The sequence below is a fragment of the Cryobacterium roopkundense genome (assembly GCF_014200405.1).
Classification (GTDB): Bacteria; Actinomycetota; Actinomycetes; order Actinomycetales; family Microbacteriaceae; genus Cryobacterium; species Cryobacterium roopkundense.
Genome location: NZ_JACHBQ010000001.1, coordinates 240,560 through 253,393, shown reverse-complemented (window position 1 = coordinate 253,393; position 12,834 = coordinate 240,560). Strand labels below are relative to the sequence as shown.

The 12,834-nt window shown below is 64.7% G+C and carries 13 protein-coding genes; 8 read left to right on the top strand and 5 right to left on the bottom strand.

What is annotated here, in order from left to right; all coding sequences use genetic code 11:
- Positions 1 to 48: 48 nt before the first annotated feature.
- Positions 49 to 663: a heme-binding beta-barrel domain-containing protein gene (locus BJ997_RS01230; protein ID WP_035834922.1), complete on the bottom strand. Its 615-nt coding sequence runs from the start codon at positions 661 to 663 to the stop codon at positions 49 to 51.
- A gap of 190 nt (positions 664 to 853) precedes the next feature.
- The gene (locus tag BJ997_RS01225; RefSeq protein WP_035834920.1) at positions 854 to 1,117 is read right to left on the bottom strand and encodes a hypothetical protein; all 264 of its coding nucleotides are present in this window, start codon (positions 1,115 to 1,117) and stop codon (positions 854 to 856) included.
- A gap of 74 nt (positions 1,118 to 1,191) precedes the next feature.
- On the opposite strand from BJ997_RS01225, the gene BJ997_RS01220 reads away from it, so the two are divergent.
- The 8 genes from BJ997_RS01220 (at position 1,192) to pstB (ending at position 10,215) form a co-directional block, all read left to right on the top strand.
- Positions 1,192 to 1,881: a response regulator transcription factor gene (locus BJ997_RS01220; protein ID WP_035834919.1), complete on the top strand. Its 690-nt coding sequence runs from the start codon at positions 1,192 to 1,194 to the stop codon at positions 1,879 to 1,881.
- A complete protein-coding gene (gene mshD / locus BJ997_RS01215; RefSeq protein WP_035834918.1) occupies positions 1,850 to 2,794 on the top strand; it encodes a mycothiol synthase in 945 nt (314 codons plus the stop codon). Before BJ997_RS01220 ends, mshD begins: the two co-directional genes overlap by 32 nt.
- Before the next feature lie 65 nt (positions 2,795 to 2,859).
- On the top strand, positions 2,860 to 5,034 hold the full coding sequence (locus BJ997_RS01210; protein WP_035834917.1) for an RNA degradosome polyphosphate kinase: 2,175 nt from the start codon (positions 2,860 to 2,862) through the stop codon (positions 5,032 to 5,034).
- Positions 5,031 to 5,981, top strand: a complete 951-nt coding sequence (locus tag BJ997_RS01205; protein ID WP_035834916.1) for an NUDIX hydrolase — start codon at positions 5,031 to 5,033, stop codon at positions 5,979 to 5,981. The genes BJ997_RS01210 and BJ997_RS01205 overlap by 4 nt, the downstream gene beginning before the upstream one ends.
- Before the next feature lie 128 nt (positions 5,982 to 6,109).
- Positions 6,110 to 7,204 carry a phosphate ABC transporter substrate-binding protein PstS gene (gene pstS / locus BJ997_RS01200; protein WP_035834915.1) on the top strand — a complete coding sequence of 365 codons (1,095 nt, stop codon included), beginning with the start codon at positions 6,110 to 6,112 and terminating at the stop codon, positions 7,202 to 7,204.
- Between the two features lie 143 nt (positions 7,205 to 7,347).
- On the top strand, positions 7,348 to 8,292 hold the full coding sequence (pstC, locus tag BJ997_RS01195; RefSeq protein WP_035834914.1) for a phosphate ABC transporter permease subunit PstC: 945 nt from the start codon (positions 7,348 to 7,350) through the stop codon (positions 8,290 to 8,292).
- Complete coding sequence (pstA, locus tag BJ997_RS01190) at positions 8,292 to 9,380, top strand: phosphate ABC transporter permease PstA (protein ID WP_035834913.1); 1,089 nt, start codon at positions 8,292 to 8,294, stop codon at positions 9,378 to 9,380. Before pstC ends, pstA begins: the two co-directional genes overlap by 1 nt.
- Before the next feature lie 55 nt (positions 9,381 to 9,435).
- The gene (pstB, locus tag BJ997_RS01185; protein ID WP_035834912.1) at positions 9,436 to 10,215 is read left to right on the top strand and encodes a phosphate ABC transporter ATP-binding protein PstB; all 780 of its coding nucleotides are present in this window, start codon (positions 9,436 to 9,438) and stop codon (positions 10,213 to 10,215) included.
- A gap of 168 nt (positions 10,216 to 10,383) precedes the next feature.
- Here pstB and BJ997_RS01180 read toward each other — a convergent pair whose 3' ends face one another.
- Genes BJ997_RS01180 through BJ997_RS01170 form a run of 3 tightly spaced genes read right to left on the bottom strand, consistent with a single transcriptional unit; the run spans position 10,384 to position 12,738 of the window.
- A complete protein-coding gene (locus BJ997_RS01180; protein ID WP_035834909.1) occupies positions 10,384 to 11,271 on the bottom strand; it encodes an aminodeoxychorismate lyase in 888 nt (295 codons plus the stop codon).
- Between the two features lie 46 nt (positions 11,272 to 11,317).
- The gene (locus BJ997_RS01175; protein ID WP_035834908.1) at positions 11,318 to 12,157 is read right to left on the bottom strand and encodes an anti-sigma factor; all 840 of its coding nucleotides are present in this window, start codon (positions 12,155 to 12,157) and stop codon (positions 11,318 to 11,320) included.
- On the bottom strand, positions 12,154 to 12,738 hold the full coding sequence (locus BJ997_RS01170) for a sigma-70 family RNA polymerase sigma factor (RefSeq protein WP_236628726.1): 585 nt from the start codon (positions 12,736 to 12,738) through the stop codon (positions 12,154 to 12,156). Before BJ997_RS01170 ends, BJ997_RS01175 begins: the two co-directional genes overlap by 4 nt.
- Positions 12,739 to 12,834: the final 96 nt, after the last annotated feature.

Genomic DNA, 12,834 nt, shown 5'->3' with positions numbered 1-12,834 from the left:
TCTCTTCCACTGTATTACCACCCGCTGCGCGCGGGCAGGGGGCGGTCGCTATTCGATGTGCGCGAGCCGACCGGACGCGTGCGTTCGCAGTTTCTGACCCAGGGCCGCAATGTCCCACGCCCACAGCAGATGGTTGTCAACGAGACCGTAAAGGCGGGTGGCAGCAGCGTAGGGTTTGGCGCCCGCAGTGCGCACGACGGCGTCGGTCGCGAGATCGATTCTCGGGCCCGTGACCTGGCCGAGGTAGAGCTCGGCCACCCCGGCTGGGTGCGCGAGCACGACCTCGATGTCGAAGCCCCCGGCCGCGTTGCGCAGGGTCTCCACGGCCTCGGTGGTGTTGAAGGGACGTTCGCCCTCGCCGGGCAGCAGACCGGGGCCAGGGTCACCGCTGGTCTGCGGGCGACTGAGGCGCCAATAACCAGTCTCGGTGGCGAGCGGAATCTTGTCGTCGCTCTCTGACCCGAATTCCGGCTCAAGCCAGGTGTACGAGCTGTAGTTCAAATAGGGCAGGCCGTCGTGACTGAAGCTCAGGCGATGCCCAAAGGTACGACTGACCGATTCCTCGCCGATCTGGTATTCCAGCACGCCGGACCCTTCCCAGACACCAAGCAGCCACGAGAGCGGCACGAGCTCGGAGGGCAGGCCAACCGGAATCTCACGCATGGAGGCTAACGCTGCCCCCGGAAGAGCTTGAAGACGACCAACCCGGAAACCCAGGCGATCGACAGGCTGGCGAGACCCAGGAGGCCCAGGAAGAAGAGTTCGATTGCAAGCAGCGACATGCCCACAGTCTAGTGCTCGGCAGGGAGGAGGCCGGTTCCGGCGTGTGCCCCCAGTTCAGACCGGGCGCGGGTTAGGCGAGGCCGACCGCGGCGAACACGACGGTAGCAGTGCTTAGCACAATCACCGCGCCGACGATGCTGGCGGTCACCCGAATGACGTAGCCCTCTTTGCGCCCGGTGGCGAGTTGCAGGCACAGGGTGATGAGCGTGCACCCGGCCAGGGTGAGACCGACGCCGGCGAGAGTTTCACCCGCACGTGCGAACGCTCCGGTGAGGGTGGCGCCCACGACGGCGAGCACCCAGACTGCCACGATGGAATTCCACTGCCCGCTCACCGTTCCATTCTGCCCTGCTCCGGGACAATTCACGTGCACGGTAAGATAAGCCGCACGATACTTGGAGGCCTCGTTTGCAGTTGTTGATCCTGACCTCGGCGGTCAACAATGATGTTCTCCCGGCCTTGGCCCTACTGTCTCACAGCACGCGCGTCATTCCGGCCCAGCCGGACCAGCTGATCAGCGCGCCGGATTCTGACATTGTTGTTGTGGACGCACGCACCAATCTCGCGGCGGCAAAGTCCCTGTGCCAGATCCTGCGCACCACGGGCCTCTCGGTTCCCCTGCTCCTCGTCATTACGGAGGGCGGCCTCGCTGCGGTCAGCCCAGACTGGGGTGTGGACGACGTCATCCTCGACTCGGCAGGGCCTGCGGAGGTCGATGCCCGCATCCGCTTGAACGCCGGGCGAGTGTCCCGCAACGAGCCCTCCCCCACCATCCGCGCGGCCGGTGTCGTCATCGACGAGGCCAGCTACTCGGCCAAGGTGCACGGGAAACCACTCGACCTCACGTACAAGGAGTTCGAGCTTCTGCGTTTCCTCGCCGCGCATCCGAGCCGGGTGTTCACGCGCGAGCAACTCCTGAGCGAGGTGTGGGGCTACGACTACTTCGGCGGCACCCGAACTGTCGACGTGCACGTGCGGCGGTTGCGGGCGAAGCTCGGCGATCAGGAATCACTCATCGGTACCGTGCGCAACGTGGGCTACCGATTCAACGTGCATGAGGACGACGATGAACGCGTACCCAACTCCCTCCGCGGCTGACCAGGCCAACACCCGAATTCAGCGGATCCAGCCAGCGGATGCCGTCGGGCTCGCGGAATTCGACCGGGTGACCGCCGAAGCTACGACAGCCGACGGGTACGCGCCCTTCAACGAGCAGGCGCTACTCGACCTGCGGGCAGCGCGGCGCGCCGCGTATCTGGTGCGCGAGGTCGAGGGACACACGGTCGGGGCTGCCCTCACGGGGCTCGGCGAACTGGATCTGGTGATCTCTCCGGAATATCGTCGCCGCGGCCACGGCGGGGCCGCCCTCGCTACGCTACTGGGCGAGGAAGCGGGCGAGCTTTCTGCCTGGTCGCATGGCGACCACCCCACGGCGCGGGCTCTTGCCGTCCAGTGGGGGTTCGTGGCCGTTCGAACCCTACTTGAACTGCGCCTGCCGCTGCACGACGAGTCCGACGGACCGGATCTCCCCGGTACACCAGACCACCCCGGTACACCAGAGGGATTCGTTATCGACACCTTCCGCACCGGGGTCGACGAATCCGAGTGGGTCGCGTTGAATGCGCTCATTTTCGCCGCCCACCCCGAGCAGGGTGCCGTCACGGAGAGCGATCTGCGGGACCGACAGCGCGAGCACTGGTTCGCCGCAGCCGACTTTCTCGTGATCCGCGACGCCGAGGGTCGAATGCGGGGGTATAACTGGCTCAAGGTGGAGGCGCATGTTGGCGAAATCTATGTAATCGGAGTGCATCCCGACGCAGCGGGTGTCGGCCTCGGCCGCGCTCTGATGAAGGTCGGCCTGGAGCACTTGCGTGAGCGGGGCTGCACAACGGCCGCGCTCTATGTGGAAGCCGACAGCGCCGGCCCCGTCCACCTCTATCGATCGCTCGGCTTCACCGACCACACCATCGACGTGCAGTACCGCCGTATGCACCCACACCTGCAAAACTGACCGCTTTACGAAATGTTCACCCCGGATCGTCGACCGGGCGGCTGTGAAGCTGGAAGGATAGTGAAATGGATGGCGAAATTACCCAGGCGGATTCCGGTCTCGGCAGCGACTTTGACGATGACTTCGATCCCCTCTTCGGCAAGACCGACCCGGCACTGCCCAGCGACAGGTACCTCGACCGTGAACTGAGCTGGCTCGCGTTTAACCAGCGCGTGCTCGAACTCGCCGAGGACCCCACGCTGCCCGTGTTGGAACGCACAAACTTTCTGGCCATCTTCGCGAGCAACCTCGACGAGTTCTTCATGGTTCGCGTTGCCGGTCTCAAACGTCGCATCCTCACCGGACTTGCCGTTCCCACCAACGTGGGACGTGCCGCCCAGGACGTGCTGAGCGACATCTCCACGACGGCCCATGCCCTGCAGGCACGGCACGCTCTCGCATTCCAGGAGCTCGTGCGCCCGGCTCTCGCGGAATCCGGCGTGGACGTCGTCGACTGGCAGAGCCTCGGAGACGACGACCGCCGGTCGCTGCGCACGTATTTCTCCAACCAGATCTTTCCCGTGCTGATGCCCCTCGCGGTCGACCCGGCGCATCCGTTCCCCTACATCTCCGGACTCTCGCTCAACCTCGCCGTGCGCGTTCGCAACACCAAGACCGGCAAGCAGGAATTCGCCAGGCTCAAGGTGCCACCGATGCTGCCGCGTTTCGTGCGCGTGGACCGCAACGAGTCGGTCGACCGCATCCGCTTCATCGCGCTCGAAGACCTGATCGCCAACCAGCTCGGCGATCTGTTCCCCGGTATGGAGATCCTCGAGCATCACGTGTTCAGGGTCACCCGCAACGAAGACGTGGAAATAGACGAGGACGAAACCGAGAACCTGATCAAGGCCCTCGAGAAGGAGCTGCTGCGCCGCCGCTTCGGCCCGCCCATCCGGCTCGAGATCACCGAAGACATGGACGACGTGACGCTCGGCCTGCTGGTGCGCGAGCTCGACGTGACCGAGCAGGAGGTCTACCACCTGCCGGCGCCACTCGACCTCGGCGGCCTCTTTGACCTGCGCATCGACCGCCCGGACCTGCACTTTCCGAAACATGTTCCCACCACGGCGGCCGCCCTGTTGCCAGCCGAGACGAACGCCGAACCCGATATCTTCAGCGCAATCGCCCACCAGGACGTGCTGCTGCACCACCCCTATGAGTCCTTCGCCACGAGCGTGCAGGCCTTTCTGGAGCAGGCCGCTGCCGACCCCAATGTGCTCGCCATCAAGCAGACCCTGTACCGCACGTCCGGCGACAGCCCGATCGTCGAGGCGCTCATCGCGGCCGCCGACTCTGGCAAGCAGGTTCTGGCCCTCGTGGAGATCAAGGCGCGATTCGACGAGCAGGCAAACATCACCTGGGCACGCAAGCTTGAGAAGGCCGGTGTGCACGTCGTCTACGGTCTCGTCGGCCTCAAGACGCACTGCAAGCTCGCCCTCGTGGTGCGCTATGAAAAGGGCGTTCTGCGACACTACAGCCACATCGGCACGGGTAACTACAACCCGAAAACCAGCCGCATGTACGAAGACCTCGGTCTGCTCACCGCCGACCCCCAGGTGGGCAAGGACCTCACCAGGCTCTTCAACGAGCTTTCGGGCTACGCCATCGAGAAGAAGTTCAAGCGTCTTCTCGTGGCGCCGCTGCACCTGCGCAAGGCGCTGCTCAAGCACATCGCCACCGAGACGGAGAACGCGCTCGCGGGCGCGACCAGCGGCATCCGGATCAAGGTGAACTCCATGGTGGACGAGGACATCATCGACGCCCTCTACCGCGCCAGCCAGTCGGGGGTGCACGTTGACATGTGGGTGCGTGGCATCTGCAGCCTCAAGCCCGGAGTTCCCGGGATGAGCGAGAACATCAAGGTTCGGTCGATTCTCGGCCGCTACCTCGAGCATTCCCGCATCTTCTCCTTCCACAACCTCGGCGACACCCAGGTCTACATCGGCAGCGCCGACATGATGCACCGCAACCTCGACCGCCGGGTCGAGGCGCTCGTGCGACTCGTCGACCCCGCGCACCAGATGGAGATCGAGAGCCTGTTCGAGCGAGCCATGAGCGACCGCACGTCATCGTGGTGGCTCGACGAGACCGGCCACTGGACGCGCCACGACCGCGACGCCGCGGGGGTGCCCCTCGACGACATGCAGAACCGCCTCATGCTGCAGATCAGCCAGCGCAAGCGCCCGGGCACCCGTCGATGAGCGCAGCGACCGCGGCCGACCTGGCAATTTATGCGGCCGGTGCCGTGTGCTGGCGACTCATCGAGGGCCGCATGCACGTGCTCCTCATCCACCGCACCGTGCACGGTGACGTCACCATCCCCAAGGGCAAGGTCGACCCCGGCGAGTCCCTGCCGCGCACCGCGGTTCGCGAAGTGCAGGAAGAGACCGGCCTCACCGTCTCGCTCGGCGTGCCGCTGGGCATATCCCACTACGACATGCCCGACGGCCGCACCAAGATCGTGCACTACTGGGCGGCGGAAATCACTCCGGAGGCCATCCAGCGTTCCACCTTCGTGCCCAACGGCGAGGTCGCGGCCATCGAATGGGTCACCATCAAGAAAGCCCGCACGTACCTGAGCTACCCCGCCGACGTCGACATTCTCGAAGCATTTTCCGCTCTGGTTGATGCCGGCATCACACGCACGTTCGCGCTGATCGCCCTGCGCCACGGCAAGGCGGTTCCGCGCACCGGCGACGGCCCCGACAGCAAGCGCCCGCTCACCGCGCGCGGCGTGCGGCAGGCGGCAGGCGTCGTGGACACTCTGATGGCCTGGCGGCCCCAGCGCATCATCTCGAGTACGGCAACACGCTGCGTGACGACCGTCGCTCCGCTCGCGGCGGCCACGGGCATCCCGATCAAGCAGACCGACCTGATCAGCCAGGATGCCCTCGAAAACGGCGAAGCGGATGTGCGCAGCGTGATCGGCAAGCGCGTCCGGAGCCGCAAGACAGCAGTTCTGTGCAGCCATGGCCCCGTTCTACCCGAGATCCTGCGGGAGATCGGTCTCGCCACCGGCAGTACCCTGAACGGCGCGCTGTCGGATGCGGCGAACCTCGAGACCGGTGCGTTCTCGATCGTGCATCTGTCGGCCGAGAACCCGAGCGCCGGCATCGTCGCCATCGAGAGGCATGCGCCCCTCATCTAGGCGTCAGCGTTCATCTCCCGTTCACCTTGCAGAGGGTGTCCCGTTAATGAGAATGAATATGTTCACGTATGGGTCGGCACCGGCCTGCATCTCAGCACAGATTCGATTTAACCCTGAAAGGGATCCTCGTGAACTTTAAGCGTTATGGCCGACCCGCGGTCATCGCCATCGTCGCAGCACTCGCTCTCTCTTCCTGCGCGGCCAACGAAGGTGGAACAGCATCCACCGGCGATGCATCCGCCAGCACCCTGACCGGCACGCTCAACGCCGCCGGCGCCTCGTCGATGGCAGCAGCCCAGGAAGCCTGGATCGCCGGCTTCCAGATTGCCAACCCCGACGTCACGATCAACTATGACCCGTCCGGTTCCGGCGCGGGCCGCGAAGCCTTCATCTCGGGCGGCACCGCATTCGCCGGCTCCGACTCCTACCTCAGCGACGACGAGCTCGCCGGAACGTTTGCTTCCTGCGCGCCGACCTCCAAGGCCGTCGACCTGCCCGTGTACATCTCGCCCATCGCCGTTATCTTCAACGTCGAGGGAGTGGACGACCTGAACGTCGACTCCGACACCCTGGCGAAGATCTTCGCCGGCGAGATCAGCACCTGGGATGACGCCGCTCTCGTGGCCCTGAACCCGGATGCCACACTTCCTTCCGCCCCGATCACGGCCGTGCACCGCTCGGACGACTCGGGTACCACGAAGAACTTCTCCGACTACCTCTTCCAGACCGCACCCGACGTGTGGACCGAGAAAGCCTCCGACACGTTCCCGTTCTCCGGTGGTGAGGGCGCCCAGGGCACCTCCGGTGTCGTCTCCGCTGTGACCAACGGTGTAGGCACCATCGGCTACGCCGACGCTTCCCAGGCCGGCGAGCTCGGTACCGCCAAGCTCAAGGTCGGCGACGAGTTCGTCGCTTACACGCCTGAAGCCGCAGCCGAAGTTGTTGCCGGTTCCCCGCTCGTCGAGGGCCGTGCAGCTGACGACCTCGCGCTCGACCTGAACCGCAAGACCACCAACCCGGCCGAGTACCCGCTCGTTCTCGTGAGCTACGCTCTCGTGTGCAACGAGTACGCCGACGCCGAGCAGGGAGCCCTCGTGAAGGCCTATGTCGAGTACATCGCCAGCGCTGCCGGCCAGACCGTCGCCGAGGAGTCCGCAGGCGTCGCACCGCTGACGGCCGAGCTCGAGGCCAACGTCGCCGAGGTTCTCGCAACCGTCAAGTAACACAGCCCGGCACAGTCGCCCGATTCGGCATCCGCTCACCTGCGGGCGCCGAATCGGGCACACTGGGTAAACCGCTTGTTTAACACCACGCGTCGCAGTCCTCACCATCGCATTCAGCCCAACCACTTCAGGAGATGCCCGGCATGACGACAACTGTTGCCGCCACTACGATCAAGGCACGGCAACGACCCGGCGACCGGATATTCTCCGGCGCAACCGTCATTTCGGGCGGACTCATCCTCGCGGTGCTGGCCGCGGTCGCAATCTTCCTGCTCGTGGAAAGCGTGCCGGCCTTTGTGGCGCCAGCGGATGCCTTCAGCGGGGACACCACCAATTTCTGGTCGTACGTGGGCCCACTGGTGTTCGGCACCGTCTGGGCAGCCATCCTGGCGCTGATCATGGCCGTTCCCGTGGCGATCGGCATCGCCCTCTTCATCTCGCACTTCGCGCCGCGCGAACTCGCGCAGGGCCTCGGGTACATCATTGATCTGCTGGCCGCCGTGCCCTCAGTGGTTTTCGGCCTGTGGGGCATCACGGTACTCGCGCCGCTTGTTCAGCCCTTTTACTCCACGATCGTGGAGTGGTTCGGCTGGATCCCGCTGTTCGCCGGGCCTGTCTCCGGTACCGGCCGTACCATCCTCACGGTGGCCATCGTGCTCGCGGTCATGATTCTGCCCATTATCACCGCCATCTGCCGGGAGATATTCCTGCAGACCCCGCTGCTGCACGAGGAAGCCGCGCTCGCCCTCGGGGCCACTCGCTGGGAAATGATCCGCATGGCGGTGCTGCCATTCGGGCTTCCCGGAATTATCTCGGCTTCCATGCTGGGGCTCGGCCGCGCCCTCGGTGAAACCATGGCCGTCGCCATGGTGCTCTCCCCGAGCGCAGTGGTGAGCTTCGTTCTTCTCACCTCCGAGAACCCCACCACCATCGCCGCCAATATCGCGCTGAACTTCCCCGAGGCCCACGGCATCGGAGTCAACATTCTGCTGGCCACCGGCCTCATCCTCTTCGTGGTCACCCTCATCGTCAACATGATCGCGCGCGTCATAATCAACAGCCGTAAGGCATTCTCAGGAGCGAACTGATGACATCCGTCATAGAGGCGGCGCCTCTCACCAACTCGCTTACCGCCGGCAAGCTTCCCAAGCGTTCGTCGCTGTGGATACTGCTGGCAAGCTGGGCAGTCACGGCGGCATTCTTCGTCGTGCTCAATCTGGCCGGTGCGGTCGACGGCTTCAACGTCGTGGGTACAGTGTTCTTCGGAACCGTGCTCTATTGCATCGCCATCTACGTGTTCTCCAGGGCAGTCGAAGGTTCCCGCAAGGCCACCGACCGACTCATGACGGCGCTCGTGACGGCCGCGTTCGTGATCGCGCTTCTGCCGCTAATTTCGATCATCTACACGACAGTCGTCAACGGGTTGCCCGCGTTCCTCACACCCACGTTCTTCACCTCGTCGCAGCGCAACATCGTCGGCGAGGGCGGCGGGGTGCTGCACGCCATCATGGGCACCTTGCTCATCACCGGCATGGCGACCCTCATTTCAGTTCCGATCGGGCTGCTGACGGCGCTTTACCTCGTGGAGTACGGGCGCGGCAAGCTGGCCCGCGCAATCACCTTCTTCGTGGACGTGATGACAGGCATCCCCTCGATCGTCGCCGGGCTGTTCGCGTTCGCGCTATTCGCCCTCCTGTTCGACGACCCGGGCATCCGCTTCGGGTTCGGCGGCGCGATTGCCCTCTCGGTGCTCATGATCCCCGTCGTCGTGCGCTCGAGCGAGGAAATGCTCAAGCTCGTTCCCAACGAACTGCGCGAGGCCGCCTATGCCCTCGGTGTGCCGAAATGGCTCACGATCGTGAAGGTCGTGCTGCCGACGTCGATTGCCGGCATCGTGACCGGAATCATGCTCTCGATTGCCCGTGTCATCGGCGAGACCGCCCCCCTGCTGATCATCGCAGGCTTCACGGCCAGCATGAATTACGACCTCTTCAGCGAGCGCATGATGACGCTTCCCGTGTTCGTGTACAACCAGTACGCCAGCCAGGGAGCAGACGCCCAAGCCTATGTTGACCGGGCCTGGGCGGGGGCACTCACGCTCATTCTGATCGTGATGCTTCTCAACCTCATCGCCCGAATCATCGCCAAGATCTTCTCACCCAAGTTCGGCCGTTAGCCTCACCCGTTTCTCCCCGTTTTCCAGCTCCAGATTTCCAGATTGAAAGGGACACATGTCCAAGCGCATCGAAGTTGCCGACCTCAACGTTTACTACAGCAACTTTCTGGCCGTCGAGGGCGTGTCACTCGTGATCGAACCCCGCACCGTGACCGCCCTGATCGGGCCGAGTGGATGCGGCAAGTCCACGTTCATTCGTACGCTCAACCGCATGCACGAGGTGATCCCCGGCGCCCGCGTCGAGGGCGAAGTACTCATCGACGGCAACAACCTCTACGGCCCCGGCGTCGATCCCGTGAACGTGCGCCGCCAGGTGGGCATGGTCTTCCAACGACCGAACCCGTTCCCCACCATGTCGATCCAGGACAACGTGCTCGCCGGTGTGAAGCTCAACAATCGCCGCATCAGCAAGAGCGACGCCGACGCCCTCACCGAGGAGTCGCTGCGCGGCGCGAACCTCTGGAACGAGGTCAAGGACCGACTCGACCGGCCCGGGTCCGGCCTCTCAGGCGGCCAGCAGCAGCGCCTGTGCATCGCGCGTGCCATCGCCGTGGCCCCCGATGTGATCCTGATGGACGAGCCCTGCTCAGCGCTCGACCCGATCTCCACCCTGGCGATCGAGGACCTGATCGAAGAGATGAAGGCCCAGTACACGATCGTGATCGTGACGCACAACATGCAGCAGGCCTCACGCGTGTCCGACCGCACAGCATTCTTCAACATCGCTGGCACGGGCAAGCCCGGCAAGCTCATTGAGTACGACGACACCACGACGATCTTCTCGAACCCGAGCATCCAGTCCACCGAGGACTACGTCTCCGGCCGTTTCGGCTGATCGTCCGCGCGCGCAGGCGCCGCTCCCGCGCCGCTGTCGCGGCTCGCTACCGCCACAGCGCCCGCGCACCGCTACACCGGCGCTCCCCGCGCGGTTCCCGCGCCGCTGTCGCGGCTCGCTACCGCCACAGCGCCCGCGAGCCGCGAGAACGCCGCGCGCGGGCGGCACTTAGGCCGTGCGGGCCAGAAGGTAGGCGTTCAGGGCCGCCGTCAAGGGCTGGTCGGTGCGCATCGGTTCGCCGTCGAGTGCCGTGATGGCGACGGCCAGGCGCACGCTCGAGACGAGCCATGCGGCATCCGCTTGGCGAAGCTCATCGATCGTCACGTCTCGGTACTCGACTTTCTCCCCCTGATCGCGCAGGTAGTCGAACATGCTCTGTTGCGTTGTGCCGTGCAGGATGGCGCCGCTCGGCGCCGGAGTGACGTAGACACCCCCGGTGCGCAGGATGACGCTCGAGGTGGGTCCCTCCATGACGTAGTCGTCGGTGGTGAGGAAGATGGTGTCGTCGGCGCCGCGGCGGTGAGCTTCCCTGAGCGCCGCCATATTGACGGCGTAGCTCAGGGTCTTCGCGCCCATCAGCAGCCAGGGCGCGCGCTCGGCGACACCACGCGGGTAGCCGCGGTCGAGGGTGATCACACGGACGCCGTTGCGGCGCGCCGCGCTGAAGTCAGCCGCTCGCGTGGCGTGTAGCCAGGCCGTGGGGGCCGGGCCGGATTCCACGCCGCGGCTGAGCACGAACTTGAGGGCGAGTTCTCCCTCGTGCGGAAGCCGCGCCACCGCGTAGGAGATGGCCGCTCGCCACTGTGCGGAATTGGGCACCGGCAGGTCGCAGATCTGCGCCGAATTGCACAGCCTGGCGATGTGCGGTTCGACCTCTTGGGGGTGTCCGTTGACCACGCTGAGCGTTTCGAAGATGCCGTCACCGCGCTGGGTGCTGAGCTCTCCCACACGCAGGGCGGGAGCTGCCGACTCCATCTCGTGGAAGGTGTCCTCGAAGGTGGTGCGCTCGGAGTCAGCGGGTACCGGGTCGATCAGCAGGGTGAAGGGAAGGCTCATGAGGCGAGCCTATCCCTACGCCCTGCCGACTTCAGCAGGCGCCGTGCTAGCTCTGGAAAGCCACAATCGGTGCCGACGTGGGCTGTTCGGACCCACCGCTCGGCTCGACCGTGACGCCGACGGCGTCTCCGGCGTGCATCGAACCGTCGAGAACACGCCACGCTGTTCCGCTGCCGGTCGAATCAAACGTTCCGGCCGGAGCCGCGCCAGAGTCATTGATGTACCAGAGCTGGTAATCCTGATCGCTGGCCAAGGCCGGCAGGTCTTCGAGCATGACCGCGGACAGGCCGAGGGAATTCGACCAGACCAGCGTGGCAGGCTGCCCGTCAGCCGTGGTCGCTGCTGCTCGCTGCGAGTCCGGCGCGGCGTTGATCTCCACAAGACCGGCCGCCTGGGCCTGTTCGAACTGGTTGTTGTTGAAGGACTGGCCCGCGAAGGTGCCTCCGACGAACAGAACGGCGGCGGCCGCGGCAGCCACAAGAACCTGCACCGGGCGCTGGAACCAGCGCTGACGGGCGCGCTGCGCCGCCCTTCCGGTCGAGCCTGAGGTGAGTGAAACGACGTTTCCGTCTTCACCGAGCTCGGGAAGAAGCGGAGCCGTCGGAATGGTTGGCGGTACGGCGGCAGGTGCCGAGAGCGGTGACTGCTGCGGAGTCGACGCGATCATCGACATCAGGTTGGCACGCAGCGCGGCGGAAGGCTGCACAGGCACCACGGCCAGTCCAAGTGCGACAGCGGTGTCACTCAACTCTGCCACCTCCGTTCGAGCCGGTTCTGATTCGGCCAGGTACGCCTCGAATGCGGCGGTGTCCTCCGGGCCGAGAGCGTTCAGCGCATAGGCACCGGAAAGGCCCGTTGCGTCGTCGTGTGGTGCTTTGCTGGTCATGAGGTCACCCCCAGTTCGTCGCGCAGGCGAATAAGTCCGTCGCGCAGTCGGGTTTTCACGGTGCCGAGGGGGATCTTGAGCATGCCCGCGACTTCGCTGTGCGTATAGCCACCGTAGTACGCAAGGCTCACGGCCTGGCGTTGCAGCTGCGTCAGTCTGGACATTGCCTTCTCCACCCTTTCATGTTCGATGCGAACCTCGACGGTCTCGGCAACGTGATCGTAGGCAACCGCGAGGTCGCGGATGCCAATTTTGGAATCCCGGTCACGTCCGGCCTGCGACGACCGAATTCGGTCGACCGCGCGTCGATGTGCCATCGTCATGATCCAGGTGGATGCTCCACCACGAGTTGCCTCGTACCGCGTCGCCGTCTGCCAGATCTCTAGAAAAATCTCTTGGGTCACTTCTTCCGACTGAGCATGGTCGATCAGGAGGCGCTTGACTAGGCCAAGCACCCTGGGAGCGATCTGGTCATACAGCTCTCCGAATGCCAATTCGTCGCCAAAGGCCACCCGCGCCAGGAGTTCCTCTTTGGAAAGAGGCTCCACCGACGAGTCGTCGAGGTTGAAATCAGTAGTCATAAGACCAAGCATGTCAGGTTCAATCCCTTTCCATGATGAGGGTTCGGTACCGAGTCCCACATGGATTGGATATTGACGCAAAAAAAGAGTGAAGGC